The organism is Segatella buccae ATCC 33574 (assembly GCF_000184945.1).
Lineage (GTDB): Bacteria > Bacteroidota > Bacteroidia > Bacteroidales > Bacteroidaceae > Prevotella > Prevotella buccae.
In genome coordinates this window covers 948,899-971,809 of the sequence record NZ_GL586311.1, presented here as the reverse complement: position 1 = coordinate 971,809, position 22,911 = coordinate 948,899, and the positions used below count along the sequence as shown (strand labels likewise).

Annotated in this window: 19 protein-coding genes and 2 tRNA genes; 15 read left to right on the top strand and 6 right to left on the bottom strand. The window is 53.9% G+C overall.

All coding sequences use genetic code 11. The annotated features are described in order from the left end of the window. The first annotated feature begins 24 nt into the window (after window positions 1–24). The 12 genes from HMPREF6485_RS03635 to HMPREF6485_RS03580 all read left to right on the top strand — a co-directional run bounded on the left by HMPREF6485_RS03635 (window position 25) and on the right by HMPREF6485_RS03580 (window position 12,234). A complete protein-coding gene (locus tag HMPREF6485_RS03635; RefSeq protein WP_004344739.1) occupies window positions 25–219 on the top strand; it encodes a hypothetical protein in 195 nt (64 codons plus the stop codon). 79 nt (window positions 220–298) lie between these two features. Then, window positions 299–3,127 carry a starch-binding protein gene (locus HMPREF6485_RS03630; RefSeq protein ID WP_004344738.1) on the top strand — a complete coding sequence of 943 codons (2,829 nt, stop codon included), beginning with the start codon at window positions 299–301 and terminating at the stop codon, window positions 3,125–3,127. A gap of 512 nt (window positions 3,128–3,639) precedes the next feature. Next, window positions 3,640–4,914 carry a methionine adenosyltransferase gene (gene metK / locus HMPREF6485_RS03625; RefSeq protein WP_004344737.1) on the top strand — a complete coding sequence of 425 codons (1,275 nt, stop codon included), beginning with the start codon at window positions 3,640–3,642 and terminating at the stop codon, window positions 4,912–4,914. 2 nt (window positions 4,915–4,916) lie between these two features. Beyond that, on the top strand, window positions 4,917–5,939 hold the full coding sequence (locus tag HMPREF6485_RS03620) for a DUF4271 domain-containing protein (RefSeq protein ID WP_004344736.1): 1,023 nt from the start codon (window positions 4,917–4,919) through the stop codon (window positions 5,937–5,939). A 7-nt stretch (window positions 5,940–5,946) separates the two neighbouring features. Further along, window positions 5,947–6,696 carry a uroporphyrinogen-III synthase gene (locus HMPREF6485_RS03615; protein WP_004344735.1) on the top strand — a complete coding sequence of 250 codons (750 nt, stop codon included), beginning with the start codon at window positions 5,947–5,949 and terminating at the stop codon, window positions 6,694–6,696. A 33-nt stretch (window positions 6,697–6,729) separates the two neighbouring features. Continuing rightward, window positions 6,730–7,224: a ribonuclease P protein component gene (locus HMPREF6485_RS03610; protein WP_004344734.1), complete on the top strand. Its 495-nt coding sequence runs from the start codon at window positions 6,730–6,732 to the stop codon at window positions 7,222–7,224. Then, entirely contained in the window at window positions 7,221–7,460 is a 240-nt protein-coding gene (gene yidD / locus HMPREF6485_RS03605) for a membrane protein insertion efficiency factor YidD (RefSeq protein WP_004344733.1), read from the top strand. The genes HMPREF6485_RS03610 and yidD overlap by 4 nt, the downstream gene beginning before the upstream one ends. Before the next feature lie 62 nt (window positions 7,461–7,522). Next, window positions 7,523–8,821 (top strand): tyrosine--tRNA ligase, encoded by a 1,299-nt coding sequence (gene tyrS, locus HMPREF6485_RS03600; protein WP_044126236.1) that lies wholly within the window; start codon window positions 7,523–7,525, stop codon window positions 8,819–8,821. Between the two features lie 64 nt (window positions 8,822–8,885). Then, window positions 8,886–8,956, top strand: a tRNA-Gln gene (locus HMPREF6485_RS03595). A 138-nt stretch (window positions 8,957–9,094) separates the two neighbouring features. Then, a complete protein-coding gene (locus HMPREF6485_RS03590) occupies window positions 9,095–10,357 on the top strand; it encodes an energy transducer TonB (RefSeq protein WP_004344730.1) in 1,263 nt (420 codons plus the stop codon). Between the two features lie 126 nt (window positions 10,358–10,483). Then, on the top strand, window positions 10,484–11,329 hold the full coding sequence (kduI, locus tag HMPREF6485_RS03585; protein ID WP_004344728.1) for a 5-dehydro-4-deoxy-D-glucuronate isomerase: 846 nt from the start codon (window positions 10,484–10,486) through the stop codon (window positions 11,327–11,329). 95 nt (window positions 11,330–11,424) lie between these two features. Beyond that, window positions 11,425–12,234 carry a gluconate 5-dehydrogenase gene (locus HMPREF6485_RS03580; RefSeq protein ID WP_004343380.1) on the top strand — a complete coding sequence of 270 codons (810 nt, stop codon included), beginning with the start codon at window positions 11,425–11,427 and terminating at the stop codon, window positions 12,232–12,234. 372 nt (window positions 12,235–12,606) lie between these two features. Here the strand turns inward: HMPREF6485_RS03580 and HMPREF6485_RS03575 are convergent, their stop codons facing one another. Beyond that, window positions 12,607–12,882: an HU family DNA-binding protein gene (locus tag HMPREF6485_RS03575; protein ID WP_004343381.1), complete on the bottom strand. Its 276-nt coding sequence runs from the start codon at window positions 12,880–12,882 to the stop codon at window positions 12,607–12,609. A gap of 202 nt (window positions 12,883–13,084) precedes the next feature. Between HMPREF6485_RS03575 and HMPREF6485_RS03570 the strand changes: the two genes are divergently transcribed. The 3 genes from HMPREF6485_RS03570 (at window position 13,085) to secDF (ending at window position 18,269) form a co-directional block, all read left to right on the top strand. Beyond that, window positions 13,085–14,029: a rhomboid family intramembrane serine protease gene (locus HMPREF6485_RS03570; RefSeq protein ID WP_036926435.1), complete on the top strand. Its 945-nt coding sequence runs from the start codon at window positions 13,085–13,087 to the stop codon at window positions 14,027–14,029. Window positions 14,030–14,043: 14 nt separating this feature from the next. Further along, on the top strand, window positions 14,044–15,141 hold the full coding sequence (locus HMPREF6485_RS03565; RefSeq protein WP_004344724.1) for an endonuclease/exonuclease/phosphatase family protein: 1,098 nt from the start codon (window positions 14,044–14,046) through the stop codon (window positions 15,139–15,141). A gap of 116 nt (window positions 15,142–15,257) precedes the next feature. Beyond that, a complete protein-coding gene (gene secDF / locus HMPREF6485_RS03560; protein ID WP_004344723.1) occupies window positions 15,258–18,269 on the top strand; it encodes a protein translocase subunit SecDF in 3,012 nt (1,003 codons plus the stop codon). A gap of 285 nt (window positions 18,270–18,554) precedes the next feature. Here secDF and HMPREF6485_RS03555 read toward each other — a convergent pair whose 3' ends face one another. The 5 genes from HMPREF6485_RS03555 to murI all read right to left on the bottom strand — a co-directional run bounded on the left by HMPREF6485_RS03555 (window position 18,555) and on the right by murI (window position 22,899). Next, complete coding sequence (locus HMPREF6485_RS03555; protein ID WP_044125790.1) at window positions 18,555–19,355, bottom strand: ADP-ribosylglycohydrolase family protein; 801 nt, start codon at window positions 19,353–19,355, stop codon at window positions 18,555–18,557. Between the two features lie 70 nt (window positions 19,356–19,425). Continuing rightward, window positions 19,426–19,497: transfer RNA gene (locus HMPREF6485_RS03550), tRNA-Arg, on the bottom strand. A gap of 719 nt (window positions 19,498–20,216) precedes the next feature. Beyond that, window positions 20,217–21,578, bottom strand: a complete 1,362-nt coding sequence (locus tag HMPREF6485_RS03540) for an FtsX-like permease family protein (RefSeq protein WP_004344719.1) — start codon at window positions 21,576–21,578, stop codon at window positions 20,217–20,219. Window positions 21,579–21,711: 133 nt separating this feature from the next. Next, window positions 21,712–22,050, bottom strand: coding sequence for a 30S ribosome-binding factor RbfA (gene rbfA, locus HMPREF6485_RS03535; protein WP_004343389.1), 339 nt, complete (start codon window positions 22,048–22,050; stop codon window positions 21,712–21,714). A 12-nt stretch (window positions 22,051–22,062) separates the two neighbouring features. Further along, on the bottom strand, window positions 22,063–22,899 hold the full coding sequence (gene murI / locus HMPREF6485_RS03530) for a glutamate racemase (protein ID WP_004344718.1): 837 nt from the start codon (window positions 22,897–22,899) through the stop codon (window positions 22,063–22,065). Between the last annotated feature and the right edge of the window lie 12 nt (window positions 22,900–22,911).

The window sequence follows — 22,911 nt, the reverse complement described above, 5'->3', positions numbered from 1 at the left end:
TTAACCAATTTAAAGTAAAAAGACATGTTTGAAGAAAAGAAAATGTATGTCACTCCCCACGTGAAGATGTTGGGAATGGATGGTGAAGAAATCTTGGCCGGTTCCGGTCTCGTCGGTATGGAAGAAGGGGAGTTAGGCCCCGAGATCCCCGTAGAAGGCGATGACACCGGAAAAGAATTGGCCGCCAAGGAAAATTGCTACGGCGTTTGGGACGATTAACCCACAGGAGGAACATCACGGGAAGCACCCCTTACCCTTTAAATTCTATTTTACAAACCCTATTTTACTAACCAATGACATGAATAAGACGACACTACAACAGGCAAAACACTATGCCATGATGCTCTTCATGGTCTTAGTGTCTTTGCAGTCGGCCCTTGCCGGCAACGGCTATGGGCTGCCCAAGACCATTCAGGAGGGTGTGATATTGCACTGCTTCGACTGGAAGTACACCGACATCACGGCCAATCTGCCGAACATTGCCGCTGCAGGATTCACCGCCGTGCAGACTTCTCCGGCCCAAACCAACTACGACGGCCCGACCAGTTGGAACACGCTCTACCGGCCTCGCGACACCGAAATCGGTCCCAACACGCTCGGAACGAAGGCCGACCTCGCCACCCTTTGTGCCGAAGCGCACAAGCTGGGCATCAAGGTGATTGTGGATGTGGTGGCCAACCACACCGACGGCGTCCTCAAATGGGTGGCCAATTTCTGGCAAAATACCGACCTCTATCACACGCATGGAGGCAATATCAACTGGGGAGACCGCTGGCAGGTGACCCACGGCGAAATTGGCATGAAAGACCTCAAGACCGAGGATCCGCGCGTGCAGCAGAAGTTCAAGGCCTACATACAGGCACTGAAAGCCATCGGCGTGGACGGTTGCCGCTTCGATGCGGCCAAGCACATCGGGCTGCCCTCGGAGGGAGACGGCTTCTGGCCGGCCATCATAGACAAGGACATGTTCAACTACGGCGAAATACTCGAGAACACGGGCGGCGACGACAGCAAACTGCTGCCCGAATACATGCAGTATATGAGCGTCACCGACAGCCGCTACGGCACCGACAACGTTTTGGGAGCTGCCAAAAACGGGCAGGCCACACCGTATGGGGGAGGCAACTACTCTTTCACTTACAGCACCGACAAGCTCATCTACTGGGGCGAGAGCCACGACACCTATTGCAACAAAAAAGGCCATAGTGTCGGCGTAAGCCAGGAAGTGGTGGACCGCGCCTACGCCGTGGCTGCTTCCCACAACAACATTCCGGCCCTCTACTTCTCGCGCCCTGTGGGCACCGACGGGCTCGGTGCGCAGGCCGGAGCGATGGGCAGCACGCACTACACGAGCAAGTCGGTGGCCGAGGTGAACAAGTTTCACAATGCCATGGCAGGCAAGGGGGACTATTACACAGCCGCGGGCAGCGTGGCTTCCATCTCGCGCAAGGACGGCGGGGCCATCGTCGTGAATTTCCAAGGAGGTGGCAGCGTGAGCGTGGCCAACGGCGGAGGCTATGCCACACCGGGCACTTACACCGACCGCGTGTCGGGCAACACGTTCACCATCACCGCGACCACCATCAGCGGCACGACCGACGCATCGGGCATTGCCGTGCTCTACGAGGAGGCCAATCCCTCCCCGACCGTGGTCTTGAGCCAAAAGGGAGGCCCGTTCAAGGCCGAAAGCCTCGACCTCACAGCCACGCTCCGCCATGCCACCGCGGGCTGGTATCAGGTGGGCACTGCCGAAAAGGTGAACTTCACGGGCAATGCCACTTTCACCATCGGAGCCGGCGTGGACTACGGAAAGACCATCACCGTGAAGTGGGGAGCCACCGGAACAGACGGAACAGAGGCCACGGGCAGTGAGACTTTCACCAAGACAGATCCCAACGCCAAAGTGTATGTCTACTACAACAACCCCTACAACTGGGCCAATGTGAACTGCTATCTCTATAAGGATAAGGTGAATAATTCATGGCCGGGCAAACCCATGACCTACGATGCCGCCATCAGCATCAACGGCAAGACGGGGTGGTGGTATTTTGAAGTGCCCGAAACCTACGCCACGGGCCATGTCATGGTGACCGATGGCAAGGCTTCCGGCACCCGGCAATATCCCGGAGCCGGCCAACCGGGCATATCGCTCAACGGAAACTCGCTCTACATCGACGGTGAGACCACCGGCGAGACCACCGTCACGCCCGGCAACCAGCCCACCCCTCCTACACCTGATGATCCCACGACAGGCATCACCATCTATGTGAAGGCCGACAACGCTCCCTATCTCTACGCATGGGACAACGACAAAAACAAGCTGAACGGCCAATGGCCGGGCAAGCTGATGACTGCGCAGACCACCATCAACGGCATCTCTTTCTATTATCAGTCGTTCAACGAGAATCCCATCAACATCATCTTCAATGATAACAATAACCACCAGACAGCCAACATCATGGGTGTCACAAGCACGAGCTACTTTTCATACGATGGGACAACGGGTTACGAAAAGATAGAACCGCCCGTCAAACCGGATGGCGTGGAAATCACACTGAGCGGAGAATACACCTCTTTTGCCAGTTCTGAAAATCTGAACTTCAAAGATGTGGACGGGCTGAAAGCCTACATCGTCTCGGGATATAAAAAGAGTAAGGGCAACCTCACCATCGTTTTGCTCAAAGCAGACTACGTGCCGGCCGGCACGGGCCTTATCCTGAAAGGCACGGCCAACACCACCTACACGGTGGGCAAGATGGAGATGGAAGCCGGTTATCATAACTTTCTGAAAGGCGTGACCACTCCAACGACCATCAGCACCACCGAAGGCGACAACACCAACTATGTGTTCGTCAAGGACAATGGCCGGTATGCTTTTGCCAAAGTGGCAAGCACACGCTCCCTTCCCGCCGGCAAGGCCTATCTCCGGTTGCCCACTTCCGTCTCGGCTACAGCCGGTGCAAAGGCTATCGGCTTCGTCATAGAGGGGGAGACCACAGGTGTCAACGAGGTGGCTCCAGCAACTCCGGCATCCGATGAAGACTACTACACGCTCTCGGGCATCAAGACCCGTAAGCCCACCCGTGGCATCTATATCCATAAGGGCAGGAAAGTGGTGGTGATATAAGACACATTCTACCGGTTGGCTGCGTGCGGGGCATGACAGCCGGCCGGGCAAATATATTGTCAGTATCTTTCAACATGCATTTGCAAAAAGCCACAAAGTTTACTATCTTTGCATGAGCAAGGGAAGCACTTCGGTGTTTCCCTTTTTTGATTACCAATCCACCAACGCCCCCTCCAACCCCCTAAAGAGCGTTTTTTCGGGCCGAATGGCTTTGCAAAACGGCCTTTTTCGCCTTCTCGCTCGGCCCGAATGAACTTCTGACCGTGGCCCTTTTGCAATGTCGTTTGGGTTTAGTGAGAAAATCAATGGGGCTAATTGGGCTGACAAGGCGGATATAGCCGGCGTGGCAAATGACTGTGGAAGAATCTCGTGTCAGTTTTTTTCGAAAGATTTAATAGTTCATACTATATAATCGCCCATCTTAAAAAGGTATAAAAGGGGAGCTATAACGAATAAAATTCGTAACTTTGCGCATTCAAACGAATTGCATTATTGTTCAACATTAGATAGTTATGGCATATTTATTCTCATCTGAATCAGTTTCAGAAGGACATCCCGACAAAGTGGCCGATCAAATCAGTGACGCGCTGCTCGACCAATTTCTGGCCTACGACGAAAACGCACGCTGTGCCATCGAAACCTTTAACACCACCGGACAGGTGGTCATCATGGGCGAAGTGAAGAGCAAGGAATATATCGACTTGCAGACCATCGCCCGCAAAACCATTCTCAACATCGGCTATAACAAGGCCGAATATCAGTTTGACGGCAACTCGTGCGGCATCATGACGGCCATCCACGAGCAGAGCGACGACATCAACCGCGGCGTGGACCGGGCTGATGAAAACGATCAGGGAGCCGGAGACCAAGGCATGATGTTCGGCTACGCCTGCAACGAGACCGACAACCTGATGCCTGTCTCGCTCGACTTGGCCCACCTCATCGTGCGCACACTGGCCGACATTCGCAAGGAGGGCAGGCAGATGACCTACCTGCGCCCCGACTCGAAGAGTCAGGTGACCATTGAATATGGTGACGACAACACGCCCCGCCGCATCGACACCATCGTGGTGTCTACCCAGCACGATGACTTCATCAAGCACTCCGACGGCACTGACAACGACGAGGCGATGCTGGCCAAGATACGCGAAGATGTGGTGAACATCCTCATCCCGCGCGTGAAGGCGCAGTTGGGCGATAAGGTGCTCGGACTGTTCAATGACGACATCAAATATATGGTGAACCCCACAGGCAAGTTTGTCATCGGAGGACCACACGGCGACACCGGACTCACGGGCCGCAAAATCATCGTAGACACCTACGGAGGCAAGGGTGCCCACGGCGGCGGAGCTTTCTCGGGTAAGGACTCGAGTAAGGTGGACCGCTCAGCAGCCTACGCCGCCCGCTACATCGCCAAGAATATGGTGGCGGCAGGCGTGGCCGACGAAATGCTCGTGCAACTGGCCTACGCCATCGGTGTGGCACAGCCCGTGAGCGTGTATGTGAACACCTACGGCCGCAGCCACGTGCAACTGACCGACGGCGAAATAGCCGAACGCATCAAGACGATGTTCGACCTGCGCCCCAAAGCCATTGAGCGCACACTCAAGTTGCGCCAGCCCATGTATCTCGAAACGGCAGCCTACGGGCACATGGGACGCCGGAACGAGGTGGTGAAGAAGACCTTCGAGAGCCGCTACCACGAGAAAAAGGAAATCGATGTGGAGCTCTTCACATGGGAAAAGCTCGACAAGGTGACTGAGATCAAGACCGCATTCGGGTTGTAACGATGACCGCACAGCAGGCAGATACTTCCGCAATAGGCACTGCCGAGGTGCAGTCGGCCGCCGAGACAATGCACTCTGGCGGTCGGCCAACGCCTCGTGAGGTGTTAAGCCGGTTGCCGGCCAACGCCACGCCCGAACAGCAGGACTCCGCCATACAGCAACACTTCAAACCCGGCAAAATCACGTGGAGCACCATGCCCGACACGCTCCACCTGCCCGGACACACCAAAGGCAAGAGCCTGCGCGACGTGAGCCTGCCACAATACTACAAGGAGTCGTTCTTTTCGAACGACTCCCTCTTCCACCCCGAACTCAAAGGCGGGCGGCAAGGTGTGGCGGGCGACCCTGTACCCTACACCGTGGCGGGCGACAACCTTATCACAAGTCTGCTCATAGGCTGTGTACTGCTGTCGATGCTCACCTTCGCCCGTTCGGGCCGGTTCATCGCCACACAGGCCAAAAACTTTTTCTTCCGGTCGAAGTTAGGCCCCACAACCATCATCGAGACTTCAGGAGAGGTGCGCTTCCAGCTCTTCTTTGTGCTCCAGACATGCCTGTTCTTCGCCATCGGCTACTTCTTCTACATCCGCACGTTCGTGAGCGACACGTTCATCATCGAGCAATACCAAATCATTGGGATATTCACCGCCATACTGGCCGCCTATTTCCTCGTGAAGGCCATCGCCTATGCCCTCACCGGATGGGTGTTCTTCGACAAGAAAAAAAACGAACAATGGATGAAGTCCTACCTCTTCCTCGTATCACTCGAAGGACTGGCTCTCTTCCCCATGATCATGCTTCAGGCCTACTTCGGATGGTCCATGCAAAACTCTGTGGTTTATACCATTTGCCTCTTGGTTTTGTTCAAATTGCTTACATTTTATAAGTCCTATATCATCTTTTTCCAAAGAATGGGGGCTTTTCTGCAAATAATTTTGTACTTTTGTGCCCTCGAAATCATCCCCTTATTTGCTTTAAAGGGCATTTTGACGACTATAGGTAATTATTTGAAAATAAATTTTTAGGACACTGATGATAAAGAAGATCCTGGTTTCCCAGCCCAAACCGGCAAGCGAGAAATCTCCATATTATGACATAGAGAAGACCTACGGTGTGGAATGTGTGTTCCGTCCATTCTTCAAGGTGGAAGGTATCACCGCCAAGGAGTTCCGCCAGCAAAAGATCAATCTGCTCGACTACACGGCCGTTGTCTTCACTTCCCGTCATGCCATCGATAATTTCTTCAAACTGGCCAAGGAGCTTCGTGTCACCATTCCCGAAGACATGAAGTATTTCTGCGTCATTGAGACCATCGCACTCTACATCCAAAAGTATGTGCAGTATCGCAAGCGCAAGGTGTTCTTCGGCACTTCCGGCAAGATGACCGATCTTGTGCCGCTGATGACAAAGCACAGGGGCAATAAGTTTCTCGTGCCGATGAGCAGTGTCCACAACGACGACGTGAAGAATCTGCTCGACGAGAAAGGGCTCTGCCACACCGAATGCGTGATGTATCGCACGGTGAGCAACGATTTCACCGACGAGGAGCGGGCCCATTTCGACTACGACATGCTCGTGTTCTTCAGTCCTACGGGCGTGAAAGCACTCAAGAAAAACGTGCCCCACTTCGAGCAGGGCGACATCAAGATAGCCGCCTTCGGGCCGGCCACGGCCAAGACCATTGAGGAAGAAGGCCTGCGGCTCGACCTTCAGGCACCCTCCAAGGAGTTCCCCTCCATGACGGGCGCACTGGAAAATTATCTCAAGACACATCACCAATAACAACATAGACACCTCCTTTACCCCTCCCGCACCATGCCTGCATCCCAATCGTTCACACTGGCCAAGGCAGAGCGGATATGCAGCAAAAAGCTGACAGACCGCCTCTTCAACGGCAGTTCCGGCAGAAGTCTGTCGGCATTTCCATTGCGGATGGTCTATACCGTTGTTTCTCGCGAGGAAGATGCGCCTGCGGCACTCATGCTGGTGAGTGTACCCAAGCGGCATTTCAAGCGCGCCGTGAAGCGCAACCGGGTGAAGCGGCAGGTGAGGGAAGCATTCAGAAAAAACAAGCAGCTACTGCTCCCGGGACTCGAAAGCTGTCCCGACCGGCAAGCAGCCATGGCCTTTATCTGGCAAAGTGACGAATTGTTCGACACCGCGACGGTAGAGAGAAAGGTGCAGTCGCTCTTGCAACGGCTCTCCGAGCGGCTGTCCGAGCGGCTGTCCGCAGCAACGGTCGAGGAGTCGATTGCGCCTGCCAAACAGACCATCGAAGTTCCGGACGAGCCTAAGGAGGACAAGGCATGAACCGGTTTAAGGCGATCCGAAAGGCGATCGTGTGGCTCCTGATACTGCCCATCCGGTTCTATCAGCTGGCCATCTCTCCCCTTACCCCTCCCTCCTGCCGTTTCACACCCACCTGTTCCGAATACGCCCGACAGGCACTCATCAAACACGGGCCGGTGAAGGGGTTGCTGTTGGCGGTGTGGCGCGTCCTCAGATGTAATCCCTGGGGTGGCAGCGGGTACGACCCCGTGCCGTAAGTTTCTTGCCCGGCAAGGCCCCAACACCTTATCATATAAATAAAAAACGATTTCATTCGATGATGAAAAACTTTGTTGAAGAATTAAAATGGCGCGGAATGTTGGCGCAAATCATGCCCGGAACCGAGGAATATCTCAACGAGCATCTGGTGTCGGCCTATCTCGGCACCGACCCTACGGCCGACTCGCTGCACATCGGTCACCTCTGCGGCATCATGATGCTGCGCCACTTGCAGCGCTGCGGACACAAGCCCTATCTGCTGGTAGGTGGAGCCACGGGCATGATCGGTGACCCCTCGGGCAAAAGCCAGGAGCGCAACCTTTTAGATTCCGAGACACTCTACCATAACCAGGAAGCCATCAAAAAGCAGGCAGCCAAGTTCCTCGACTTCGACAGTGACGAGCCCAACAAGGCCGAGATGGTGAACAACTACGACTGGATGAAGGACTTCACGTTTCTCGACTTCGCCCGCGAAGTGGGCAAGCACATCACCGTGAACTATATGATGGCCAAGGACTCTGTGAAAAAACGCCTTAACGGTGAAGCCAGCGACGGTCTTTCGTTCACCGAATTCACCTACCAGCTCCTCCAAGGCTACGACTTCCTCTACCAATATCAACACTACGGGGTGCGCCTGCAACTGGGCGGCAATGACCAGTGGGGCAACATGACCACCGGCACCGAACTCATCCGCCGCACGCTCGGGGCCGATGCCGAAGCCTTCTGCCTCACCTGTCCGCTCATCACCAAGGCCGACGGAAAGAAGTTCGGGAAGACCGAGAGCGGCAATGTGTGGCTCGACCGCAACCGCACCACACCCTACGCCTTCTACCAATTCTGGCTCAACGTGAGCGACGACGATGCCGAGAGATACATCAAGATATTCACCAGTCTGGAGCGTGACGTCATCGAAGCACTCATCGAGGAGCACCGGCAGGATCCCGGTCGCCGCGTGTTGCAGAAGCGGTTGGCCGAGGAAGTGACCACGATGGTTCACTCCCGGGAAGACCTCGACATGGCCATCGCCGCCAGCAACATCCTTTTCGGAAAGGCTACGAAAGACAGTCTGGCCCAACTCGACGAGGCCACGCTCAACGACGTGTTTGCCGACGTGCCACATTACGATCTTGACAAGAGCCTGCTCGGACAAACGGCCGTGGACTTGTTTTGCAGCGAAGACATGGACATCTTCCCCAGCAAGGGCGAAATGCGCAAGCTCGTCAAGGGCGGCGGCGTGAGCCTGAACAAGGAGAAGCTCGCAGCTTTCGACCGTCCGGTAACGGCCGATGACCTCATCGACGGCAAATATCTGCTCGTGCAGCGTGGCAAGAAGAATTACTACCTGCTCACGATGAAGTAAAGAAAATGGCTTGAAAATTTGGTAGTGGACAAAAAATCCACTATCTTTGCATACGTTTTTAGTTTGGGTCATGGTGTAATGGTAACACTACAGGTTTTGGTTCTGTCATTCCCGGTTCGAATCCGAGTGACCCAACAAGCAATGGTTTCCGCAGTTCGTCGAGCAATCGATGGCCTGCGGATTCTTTTTATCCCACCACTACCGACCTTTAGGTTTATTTAATCATGCGTTCCTTATATTGTTCCAACTCCACTTCCAATTATCATTTCACACATGGAAACCTCATCTAAAAAGAGACCGTTTTATATTTTAGTAGCCTCGCTTCTGCTGGTTGTCGGCATCGGAACAGACCTTTACCTATGGTATCGGGCTTCACACAAAGCACTACCGAAGTCGTACGACAAACAATATCAGGCTACACAGCAGACCGAAGCCTCCATCGACACGGCGGCCGATATCAAGATCATCAGGGAGTTTTATGAAGTATCGGGCCAAGCCCCCATTCCCGACACGATAGACTGGATGGCGTTTCGCAAGCGTCATCTCACCCAAACACTGATTGATTATATCGAACTGATAGGAACACATTGCGACTACGACGCGATGACTCGTTCACAAGACACACCGACAAGTTTTCTGAAGACACTGCGCGTGAGGGCCTTAAAGGGAGACTGGTATATGGTGAGCTACTATGCCGACTATGAAAAGGAATGGATGCGGATTCCCGTCAGGATGGTGACCGACCGTGACGGAAAGCGCAAGATAGGATTTGTCACCGATGCGTCGCAGGGCGAGAAGGCCACCGACAGCATTTTCTATCCGCAGGTCTTGAGGATGGGCAAAGTGCATCGCAACGCGCAGAGCTTCCTCCAAGACTTCTACCGCTCCTACATGTCCACCTACCTCACTCCCGACCTGAACGCCCCTGCCTACCGCAAATGGCTGGTCAACCACTATGTGGCGAAAGCACTGCGCACGGATGGAGGGGACGGTGTCCTCTATCTGCTGTGCGAGTTGTTTTCCACAGCCGTCTCCAACAAGCATTGGCAGCCCCACTATCAACTCAAGCCCACGAAGCAGACAGGGTGGTATGAGGCCTCCGACGGGACAGATGCCGACTACGGACGGCACTACGTGAAGGTGGAGAAAGCAGGCAATGACTATCTCATCACCGACATGAAAAGCCTTGAAGAGGACGATGAGCCGGAAGACCGGGAGGAATGTTTTGAAATAGTGGAACAGATGCCCGAGTTCCCCGGCGGCCTACGCAAGCTGCTTGAATATCTCGGGAGCCACACCACTTATCCCGAAAGTGCGCAGAAACAGGGACTTGAAGGTCGTGTGATAATCTCATTCGTCGTGGAAAAAGACGGCAGCATCGCCGATGCGAAGGTCGAAAGATCGGCCGCTCCCGATTTGGATGCCGAAGCCTTGCGCGTTGTCCGGACCATGCCCCTCTGGAAACCGGGCATGCACCACGGCGACCCCGTGCGTGTAAGGTTTCGAGTGCCGATTACTTTCCGACTGTCAGAGTAGCGGTTTTGCACTTTCGGCTCATGCTCCTTTTTGTTTATTTAAGTATTCGTCGGCAAAGAAACGACCCCTAAAGAGCTGACATACAATTAAATTTCGTATCTTTGCAACAGACAAATCAAAAACCTCATGAAAACCAATTACGAGCTTCGCTATGCCACCAATCCGCAGGATGCAAAGGCTTACGACACCGCAAGACTGCGCAAGGAGTTTCTCATCGATAGACTTTTTGCAGCCGATGAAGTCAACCTCGTCTACTCCATGTACGACCGAATGATCGTCGGAGGGGCCATGCCCGTGGACGAAGAACTGCAACTGGAGGCCATCCCGCCGCTGAAAGCCCCCTCTTTCACCCACCGCAGGGAGATGGGCATCTTCAATGTGGGAGAAGGCGACGGCCTCGTCAGGGCGGGCGATGAGGTGTTCCGACTCGGCTACAAGGAAGCCCTCTACATCGGGAGCGGCGACCGCGACGTGTCTTTCGGCTCACAGGAGCCTGACCGTCCGGCCCGGTTCTATTTCAACAGCGCCCCGGCCCACACGTCCCATCCCACCCGCAAGGTGACCAAAGCCGATGCCGTGAGCGTCAATATGGGCTCGTTGGAAACCTCCAATGAGCGCACCATCAACAAGATGCTCGTCAATCAGGTGCTCCCCACCTGCCAGTTGCAGATGGGAATGACCGAGCTGGCCCCGGGAAGCGTGTGGAACACCATGCCCGCCCACGTGCATAGCCGGCGCATGGAGGCCTATTTCTATTTCGAGGTGCCCGACGGTCAGGCCGTCTGCCACCTCATGGGCGAGCCCCAAGAGACGCGCCACCTCTGGATGCAGGGCCATCAGGCCGTGCTCTCGCCCGAATGGAGCATCCATAGTGCGGCTGCCACGCACAACTACACGTTCATCTGGGGCATGGCAGGAGAAAATCTCGACTATGCCGACCAAGACTTTTCCGAAATCACGGAACTGCGCTGAATGCTCCGCCGCCGGCCATTACGCAAACAGGACGGCCCGCACGTATGTTTCTATGACTACAAACTATCATACAAACCCTTAAATAATTAATGACAATGACAAGTTTAAAAGATTTCTCACTCGAAGGCAAAAACGCCTGGATCACAGGTGCTTCCTACGGCATCGGATTCAACATCGCCTCGGCTTTTGCCGCCGCAGGCATCAAAAACATCATCTTCAACGACATCAATCAGGAGCTCGTTGACCGCGGCTTGGCTGCCTATAAGGAAGCCGGCATCGCCAACGTGCACGGCTATGTGTGCGACGTGACGAAAGAAGACCAAGTGGCCGAGCTCGTGAAAACCATCCACGCCGAGGTGGGACAGATTGACATCCTCGTCAACAACGCCGGCATCATCAAGCGCATCCCCATGCACGAGATGAAGCGCGCCGAGTTCCAACAGGTCATCGACATCGACCTCGTGGGCCCGTTCATCGTCTCCAGTGCCGTCATTCCCGAGATGATGGAGCGCAAGGAGGGCAAGATCATCAACATCTGTTCGATGATGAGCGAACTGGGCCGGGAGACCGTGTCGGCCTACGCCGCCGCCAAGGGCGGGCTGAAGATGCTCACCCGCAACATCTGCTCCGAGTATGGCGAGTACAACATCCAGTGCAACGGCATTGGCCCGGGCTACATCGCCACCCCGCAGACCGCTCCGCTGCGTGAGCGCCAGCCCGACGGCAGCCGCCATCCCTTCGACAGCTTCATCTGCGCCAAGACTCCCGCAGGCCGCTGGCTCGACCCCTCCGAGCTCGGTGGGCCTGCCGTGTTCCTGGCCTCCCATGCCTCCGATGCCGTCAACGGCCATGTGCTCTACGTGGACGGCGGCATCCTGGCTTACATCGGCAAGCAGCCTAAGTAAGCGAAAACCCTGCATAGCCCCGTCGCCAACCCGGCGACGGAGGCACACCACCTGCCGGCCATCCCCGGCCAATAGAGGCAGGCGAAAGACGAATCCGGTAAATCGGCACAGCACCGAACGCCCGTCCTCGTCTTCCGCCTGCCTTTTTTGTTGCCTCATCCGGCCTACCCCAACGTGCGCCCCGTTTACAATGAGTTCCGTGCGAAGCCCTTGCACACCCCGTGCAGAGGCTTTGCACCACTTGTGCATGGGCCGTGCGCGGATGGTGCAAGGGCCATGCACCAACACGATACTTACTTGCCCATCCTCTCCACTCAACCAACAAAAAAGGCGCTCCGAAAGGAACGCCTTTTATATCTAATAATCTTTACATTATTTGTTGACTGCATCGCTCAACTCTGCACCGGCCTTGAACTTGGCAACCTTCTTGGCAGCGATCTTAATCTTCTGCTTGGTAGCGGGGTTGATGCCTTCACGGGCGGGGCGCTCGGAAACAGCGAATGTGCCGAAACCTACGAGCTGAATCTTGTCACCGGCCACGAGGGCATCCTTAATAGCGTTTACTGTGGCATCAAGGGCCTTCTTAGCGTCTGCTTTGCTCAGTTCGGCAGTTGCAGCAATCTTCTCGATCAATTCTGACTTGTTCATAATTTTGGTTTATTAAATGATTAATAGTATTCCTCTATCGTTATTTGTGGACAAATATAGGAAACTCCTTTGATAAAACAAACAAAAACTAAAGAAAAATGAACATTTTTACTAAAAAAGCCCCTAAATGGCCTTGCTTTATGCCTTTTCACGGATATTTTTAGTATTTTTGTGTCCGTTATTATCAGCAAAAGGAAAAAGTATGCGCAATATACCCACTATCACCAAAAACCTGCTCATCATCAACATTGCGGCTTTCGTGGCCACGATGCTGTACGGGAAGGATGCCTACGGCGAATATCTGCTCAACGACACGCTCGGACTGCACTTCTTTCTGGCTCCCGACTTCCACATCTACCAACTCTTCACCTACATGTTTATGCACGGTGGTTTCGAGCATATCCTCTTCAACATGTTTGCCCTGTGGATGTTCGGTTGCGTAGTCGAGAATGTGTGGGGACCGAAGAAGTTCCTTTTTTATTACATTTCATGTGGCGTTGGAGCCGGTCTGTTTCAAGAGTTGGCACAATTTGTACAGTTCTACGTGGTGGCCGGTTCCAGCATTCCCGGTTTTTCCCTGTCCGACATCTGGGCCGTGGCCGCCGCTAACGGGGCCTCTCTCAACAGTTGGACCACCGTGGGAGCTTCCGGAGCCATCTATGCCATCCTGCTGGCCTTCGGCATGATATTCCCCGAAGAGCGCATCTTCATCTTCCCTCTGCCCATCCCCATCAAGGCCAAGTGGTTTGTCATGGGCTATGCCGCCATCGAACTGTTCTCGGCCATAGCCACCACAGGCGACGGCGTGGCCCATATCGCCCATCTGGGGGGCATGGTGTTCGGTTTCTTCATGATACGCTATTGGAACAAGCAAAGCCTTTCCGGCTACGGACGGTCACGGGGACAAGACTCGTTTGAGAAAATCAAGAATATCTTTGCAGGTCGCAGACGGACGGGACAACAGGCAAACGGCAATGACACATCGTCGTTTTCCTCCAGCCGGCGGAGCGACTGGGACTATAATGCCCGCAAACAAGCCGAGCAGGAAGAGGTGGACCGCATTCTCGACAAAATCAGGAAAAGCGGCTACGACAGCCTGACCAAAGAGGAGAAGCAACGGCTTTTCGACCAAAGCAACCGCAAATAAAACTTCCGGAAGACATGCTGAAACAGCTGAAATCATTCACCCTCAAAATGATGGGGGGAGCCAACGTGGCCAGCCTGCTCGTGATGCTGCTCATAGGCTGTTCCGACCGCATCAACCCGGCCGACCATCCGGCCTTGGCCAATGCGGGCCTGCTGTTTCCCGTGCTGCTGGCCGTCAATTTGGGCTTCATCGTCTTTTGGGTGCTCTTCAAGCCGCGCGGCGTCATCATCCCACTGGTGGGGTTTCTCGTCTGCTACTCGCCCGTGAGGAAATACTCCCCCGTCAATATGAGCGGTTCCGTGCCCGACAGCACGCTGAAAGTACTATCGTTCAATGTGCAGAACTTCGGATACAGTGTCGATGGTTCGCCCGGCGACGGCCCCAATCCCATCGTCAGCTATCTGGCCCGTAGCAAGGCCGACATCATCTGCCTGCAGGAAGCGAACGGGCAGGTGATAAAGGCGGAACTTGACTCGGTGATGGGCCGTCTGTACTCCCATCACAGTGAAGAGTTGAAAGATTCCAGCGGCGACATGCTACGGCTCTACAGCCGCTTCCCCATCAAGCGTGTGGAGCGCATTCACTACCAGTCGTATGGCAATCTGAGCGTGGCTTACGTGCTTGATGTGAACGGGGAAGACGTGTTGGTGGTCAACAACCACTTGGAGTCGAACCTGCTCAACCCTACCGACAAGGCCGGATTCAAAAATCTTGTGAAGGGGGAGCTTGGCCGGCACGAGGCCCGGCAGGAGTCTACCCACCTCATCGACAAACTCGCAGCAGCCTCGCGGAAACGGGCTCCGCAGGTCGATTCCGTGGCAGCCTACGTGGCCCGGCACATCGGACGGATGCCCGTCATCCTCTGCGGTGACTTCAACGAGAGCCCCATTTCCTACGCCCACTACCGCATGGAAAACCTGCTCACCGACTGCTATGTGTCTGCCGGCAACGGCCCGGGATGGTCTTATCACCGCAGCGGTATGTATGTGCGCATCGACAACATCTTCTGTTCCGACAACTGGAAACCCTACCAATGCCGGGTGGACGACAAAATCAAAGAATCGGACCATTATCCCATCGCCTGCCTATTGAAAAAACAGCTAAAACACTAAAATTTAAATATTTAACGGCTATAAATTTTTCAAAGTGAGAAAAAATAAGTATTTTTGCACGTCTATAATATATAAAATTAGGAAAAACAATAATTAAATAACATAATAAACTTAAAATGCAAAACAAAGGATTAGTAATTGTAGTAGCCGTCTTGCTGACGCTCGCAAGTATCTTCTATTTGTCTTTCTCGGCTGCCACGAGCTATTACGACAGCCAGGCGGCAAAGATAAAGGATCCTATTGCCCAGCAGGATTACAAGGATTCTGTGAAATATCTGGGCGTTTATCCTTACAAGAAGTGCCTGGAGACTCAGATCGGTCTCGGACTTGACCTGAAAGGCGGTATGAACGTTATCCTTGAGATTTCCGTGCCCGATGTTGTCGAGACACTGGCCGATCACAAGACCGACGTGGCTTTCACAAAGTCGATGGCTGAGGCAAGAGCCGAAGAAGAAAAAACTGCCAACAGTGATTTCATCACGCTGTTTGTCAATGCCTATCACAAGAATGCTCCGGGCCACAAGTTGGCTGAGGTGTTCGCCACCCAGCAGTTGCAGGGCAAGGTTTCGCCACAGAGTTCCGACTCGGAAGTGGAGAAAGCACTGCGCGCTGAGGTGAAGGCCGCCATCGACAACTCGTTCAATGTGGTGCGCACTCGTATCGACAAGTTTGGCGTGGTGCAGCCCAACATCCAGAAACTTGAAGGCCAGGAAGGCCGCATCATGGTGGAAATGCCGGGCATCAAGGAACCGGAGCGCATGCGCAAACTCTTGCAGGGAAGTGCCAACCTCGAGTTCTGGGAGACCTATAATGCCGAGGAGGTGGCCCCCTATCTGCAACAACTCGACCAGCGTGTGGCCAACGGCAGCCATGCCGAAGCCGACACTGCCACTGCCGACAGTGCCGTACAGAAGCAGGTGGCTGCCGCCAAGCAGGCCGAACCCAAATTTAAGATAGACAAGAAAGAGACCGACAAGGCCGAAGCTGCCGGCATGGCAGCACAGCAGGCAGAGGCCACCAAGCAGCACCCGTTGCTGGCCCGCTTGCAGCTTACAGGCGGTCAGAGCCTGAGCCTCGTGGGCTATGCCAACGTGCGCGACACGGCTGCCATCAACAAAATCATCTATTCAGCTGTGGCCAAGCAGGTGCTTCCGCAGGATCTTCGCCTGATGTGGGGTGCCAAACCGGCTGACGGACTGAAGGTGAAAAACGTGTACGAGCTCTATGCCTTGAAGGTGACGACAAGCAACGGGCGCGCTCCGCTCGAAGGCGATGTGATAACCAATGCCAAGGATGAGTTTGACCAGTTCAACAATCCGGTGGTGAGCATGAGCATGAACACCGAGGGCGCACGCCAATGGGCCAACATGACAAAGGCTAACATCGGCAAGGCCATCGCCATCGTTCTTGACGGCGTGGTCTACTCAGCTCCCCGCGTGAACGGTGAAATCGACGGTGGAAACTCCCAGATAAGCGGTAACTTCACCATCGAAGACACCAAAGACCTGGCCAACACCTTGAAATCGGGTCGTATGCCGGCCCCTGCCCGCATCGTGCAGGAAGAGGTGGTAGGTCCTACACTCGGTGCGCAGTCTATCCAGCAGGGTATCATCTCCTTCGTCATCGCTTTCGTGCTGCTGATTTTCTACATGGTTGCCATGTACAATTTCATACCGGGCATGATAGCCAACAGTGCACTGGTAGTCAACGTGTTCTTCACGTTGGGCATTCTGACCTCGTTCCAAGCGGCCCTCACGATGAGCGGTATCGCGGGTATGGTGCTCTCACTCGGTACGGCAGTGGATGCCAACGTGCTCATCTATGAGCGCATCAAGGAGGAGCTGCGCTCCGGCAAGGGCATGAAACAGGCCATCGATGCCGGTTACAGCAACGCGTTCTCGGCCATCCTCGACTCCAACGTCACTTCACTGCTCACGGGTATCATCCTTTACATCTTCGGTACGGGCCCCATCCAAGGCTTCGCCACCACGTGGATGATCGGTATCGTATGCTCGTTCTTCAGTGCCGTTTACCTCACCCGCTTGGTTTACGAGTTCAAACTCAAGCACGACAAGTGGCTCAACCTCAAGTTCTGGACCGGCATCTCCAAGAATCTCATGCAGGGCACCAACTACAAATTCATGTCGATGTACAAGAACACCTTCACACTGGCATGTGTAGCCGTGGCTGTCTTCGTCATCAGCTTCTTTGTACGCGGACTTGCCCAGAGCATCGACTTCACAGGTGGCCGCAACTATGTTGTTGCCTTCGAGAAGCCTACCCAGCCCGAACAGGTGCGCGATATTCTGACCACGGCTTTCCCACAGGCCACCAACAGTGCCATTTCGCTGGGTACTGACAACAAGACTATCCGTATCTCTACCAACTACAAGATAGAGAGCAACAGCCCCACGGTGGACGATGAGGCAGAGACCATGCTCTACACGGCATTGAAGAAGGCCGGGCTCGTCAGCCAGAAGAGCGTAGAAGACTTCAAGAACCCCGATATCCGCCAAGGCGGCTCCATCATCAGCAGTTCCAAGGTGGGACCGTCTGTTGCCAAGGATGTGACCCGCGGTGCCTTCATCAGCGTAGCCATCGCCCTGTTGGCCATCTTCGTCTACATCCTCATCCGGTTCCGGAGCAAGGCTTTCTCTATCGGTGCTACGGTGGCGTTGATGCTCGATGCCCTGACAGTCATTGGTCTGTTCTCGCTGCTGCAAGGTCTGCTGCCATTCTCCCTTGAGATAGACCAGACATTTATCGGTGCCGTGCTCACGGTGATCGGTTACTCCATCAACGATAAGGTGGTGGTATTCGACCGCATCCGCGAGAATCTCAAGCTGCACCCCAAGCGTGCCAAGGAAGACATTCAGGGACTCTTCAACGATTCCATCAACCAGACTTTGGCCCGTACCATCAACACCTCCGTGTCTACGCTGATTGTGTTGCTGTGCATCCTCTTCCTCGGTGGAAAGAGCATCCAGCCGTTCGCATTCGCCATGACCCTCGGTGTGATATTCGGCACTCTGTCGTCCATCTTCATCGCTTCGCCCATCGCCTACCTTGTGATGGGTAAGAAGATTGAGAATCGTCTTGAAGTTGAGGCTGCGCCCGTAAAGGCATAAGGATACGAAAGTACAAACGCTATAAACCGAAAAAGGGATGTTCCATGATGGAACATCCCTTTTTATGTATCCCATTGGCATTCTATCGCCCAAGAGGCCCCAATCCACCTAAGGGACCCCCAACCCCCTAAAGGGGGCTTACCTTCCTGCAAACAGGTGGATGGCAAAGCCCCCTTTAGGGGGTTGGGGGTCCCTTAGGGATTTTTGGAGGTCTCGTAGAGGGGCTCTTAGGGAACTTCAAACACTCCATTAACACCTACCACCCATCACCTACCACCTCTCTATCTACTCCTCCACCTCTCCCTGCATCGTCTCTTGAAACTGTATCAAGATTTCGAGCATATCTTGCGGAAGATACTCGAAAGCCTGCTCTGCGAGTGTCTCAGGCACTTCGTAGAAAGCCTCGGCAATGGCCCCGGTGATGTCGGCCTTGGTGTCGGTGTCACCATCGGCCATAACGGCAATGCGAATGGCATCCTCAAAGCTCTCGCTCTCCAAGAAACAACGGATGGCCCACGGCACAGTCTCCTGACAAGTGCCGTCGAAATGCCCCTCGCTGCCTATCTTATAAATGTCGCGCAATGGGGGAATCTCGTAGCCGAAATTGCGCCTTACAGCTGCCTCCACCTCATCTTTCGTGATGCGGCAAGTGCGAAGCCAGTAGATGAGTGTGGCGATGCACTGGGCACCCTTGATGCCTTCTGGATGATTGTGGCTGGGAGCAGCCGATTTCTGCGCCTCTGCCAGCACTTCGTGATAGTCATGGAACAACCACCCAACGGGACTTACCCGCATGGCAGAACCATTGCCAAACGAGCCGTAGGGCTGCGGATCGTCGGAGGCTATCCAGTCGGAAAAGCGCAGACCGTAACCACCCATCGGATTGGGATAGCGGCGGCACCAGTCGAGCAGAGCCTCCCGATAGCCACGACCGTTCATGATGGCATCGGCTATGGCCACCGTACAGATGGTGTCGTCGGTGTAGCTGCAATCGGCATCGTCGGTAAACAACTTGAAATCGGGCTTTGGGGGTGCTGAAAATTCGAAGCGCGACCCAACAATATCTCCAATGATGGCTCCAAGCATAGCGAATAAATTTAAAGAAAATGGTAATAGATGGTATGGAACTTCTCCTTTCATGGTCATCTTTCCGCGGTACTTCCACCGGGAATCGAACCCGGATCAAAGGTTTAGGAAACCTCCGTTCTATCCATTGAACTATGGAAGCAGCCTCGGTGATTGTCGCAGAGCAATGTCATACGATATTGCAAAGGTAAGGGAAATCGGCCGAAATACAAAATAAAAGGACATTTATTTTAAAGCCTCGTCCCCGGCCCTTCTCCGAGAGGAGAGAGGGGTGAAATGCCTAATTGCTTGAGATTGCTGACATTGGCATGGCTGCATGCTCTGCCATATCTGCTATTTTTAGAGAGAAAGAAGATATCTCAGGGACGGTTATTTGATGGGAAAATAAATCTATGTATTGGTTACAGACCAACCAAACCGATGGAAAACGCCCCTGCAAGATGTCGGATGACGGTTAATAATATCAACAAAAACACTTCCACCAAAACTCTCCAAATAGAACGGGAAACCGGCTTGAAACCATCGGAAAAGCCCACCGGTCTTCTCGCCTGGGCTCTCCAAATTTGCAAAAGGGCCACACTTGAAAAGTGAAAGGGCCGCAGTTGGCGTGCAACTGTGGCCCTTTTGTAAACTCGTTTGGGTCTTTTCAGACCTGTTTTCGAACTCAAATCCGTGTCAACAAAATTCAAGCGGCTGGTTGTCAGCGTTTTGGACAAGCTGCCAAATTTGCGCATTTACACCCGAGTGGACAATCTGTTGCGAATATCGCAAGCAGAGAGGCTAAAAACGAACAAATAGTTTGACATTCATTCTACCCGAAGATATCCTCGCCAAACAGCGACTATCCCGACAAGGCTTCTGTCAGGAGTCATGCTTCCCCACCAATGCCCTCACCGGATACCAAACGGCCAACCACCCAACGACTATCACCGTCACAAAGATGACAAACACATCGGTATAATGCACACTGACGGGATAGGCATCGATGATGAAGGCTCCCTGACTCTCGCCGAGGGCCACAAGACCGAATTGCTGCTGAAGCAGACAGAGCAAGAGGCCCAGTGCAATGCCGACAACGGCACCAATGGCCGAAATCATGCGGCCCTCAAAGAGGAATATCTGTGTGATTTGCCGGTCGCTCGCCCCGAGATTGCGTAGGGTCGTCACATCGTCTTTCTTGTCGATGATGAGCATGGAGAGCGAACCTATGATATTGAAACAAGCCACCACAAGGATGAATGTTAGGAAAATATAAGCCATCAACTTCTCAATGGTCATAATCTTAAAGGTGTCTTCCTGCTGTTCGAAACGGTCGAGCACCTTATATTTGTCACCTGCTATCGCCTGCATCTTGGCTTTCACACGATCAAGGTCGCTATCCATCTTCAGTCTGATCTCCAAAGCGGAAAGCATGCCCTGCTGCTCAAACAAATTACGGGCGAAAGCGATCGGCGTGATGATATAATCCTTATCGTATTTAGCCTGTTTCACGGAAAACACCACCCCCGAAGAGAGCAGGGAGTCGACCATAAAGCCTTCCGTCGGGTTGGAAAGGTCGAGCTGTCCATCCTTTCGGGGAGCATAAATGCGCATATAACCCTGCCACCGGGCACCCGTACCCAACTGTTGGGCCAGACGGATGCCGGGAGTGCCGTATTGCAGGTTGGCGGCGCGGAGCTGGAACGTACCGTCGCCATAGAGAATGTCCGTGATGTGCGAGAGCTCGGCAAAATTATCATCTACTCCCTTTATCTTCACCATCGCCTGCTTGTCGCCATAGATGGCCAGAGCTTGGTCTTCCACGGTCTCTGTGGCGACATCCACTTCGGGCAGATTGCGTATCTCGGTGAGTATGGGGTCATCGGACGGTACGGTTTTTCCCTTTACCGGCACAACCTCTATCTGTGGGTCGAAGCTCGTAAAAAGGGTCGCTACAAGATCGTGAAAGCCATTGAACACGCTCAGCACAATGACCAATGCCATTGTTGCCACAGCCACACCAATAACGGAAATGGCACTGATGACGTTGATGGCATGGGTACTCTTTTTGGAAAAGAGGTAGCGGCGGGCGATGTAGAAGGGGAAGAAGAGTCTGGTGATAAGAGAACCGGCAGGCCTACCCTCCGGCAGCCTCCCCCCCGGCCCCTCTCCGAGGGGAGAGGGGAGTGATGTGCTTGGCTGCTGAGAGTTGCCAATGTTTTCTATATGGTTGTTTTTCTTCAATTTCTAATATCCAATATTATCACAGAGACCGCACAACTATTATAAAGGCGACTGTACGTATTATGAGACAACTGTACGATTATGGGCATTCTACTCCCCCTCTCCCCTCGGAGAGGGGCCGGGGGTGAGGCTTCTATTTACCCTTCAACAACTCATCAATATGCTCCAAATAGTCGAGGGAATCGTCGAGGAAGAAGCGCAGTTCGGGAATGATGCGCAACTGTTTGCCCACTCTGCGTCCCAATTCAAAGCGCACGGACTTCTCATTGGCCGTGATATTCTTCAATGTTTCGGCACCTTTCTCTGACGGGAACACACTCAAATAAGCGGTGCAGACACTGAGATCCGGACTCACCTTGGCACGGGTCACACTGACCATCATACCCCGCATTTGGCGGGTTTGCGACTGGAAAATGAGACTGAGCTCCTTCTGCAACAGTCGCGCTATTCTGTTTTGTCTTGTTTCTTGCATATCGTTTTTCTTTTATTCAAAGTCTATATGGCTCACGTGGACATCCTCATGGAGGAACATCCTCGCCGAGTCTTTGAACCTATCGGGATTTTCGGTGGTGAAATATTCACACGTTCCACCGCGGGTACACATCCGTTCCATTGCCGGATGGCGCTCAAAATAAGCTTTCAGACTGTCGGCCACATACTCGCCTTGGGGAATGATTCTTACGCCGGGGGGCACATATTTCAATATCTTCGGCATGAGGAGCGGATAGTGGGTGCAGCCGAGGATGATGGTGTCGATCTCGGGATCCTTGCGCATGAGTTCGTCGACACGTTTCTTCACAAAGTAGTCGGCCCCGGGGCTGTCGGCCTCGTTGTATTCCACCAGCGGCACCCAAAACGGACAGGCCACACCGGTCACCTTGATATCGGGCCACAGCTTGCCTATCTCAAGATTGTAACTACAGCTGCGCACCGTGCCTTCGGTGGCGAAAAGTCCCACATGGTTGTTGCGGGTGAGTTCGCCGATGACCTCTGCGGTAGGGCGGATGACTCCCAATACACGGCGGCCGGGGTCGAGTTCGGGGATGTCGCGGTGCTGAATGCTGCGCAAGGCCTTGGCCGAGGCTGTGTTGCAACCTAATATCACAAGATGGCATCCCATCTCAAACAGTTTGATGACAGCCTGACGGGTGAACTGATACACCACATCAAACGAACGCGTGCCGTAAGGGGCACGGGCATTGTCACCCAAATACACATAGTCGTATTCGGGCAGCAACTGGCGTATTCCGTGGAGAATCGTCAGCCCGCCATAACCGGAATCGAAGATGCCGATGGGGCCGGGAGTGGAGGGTAAAGCCATGGGGCAACTGCT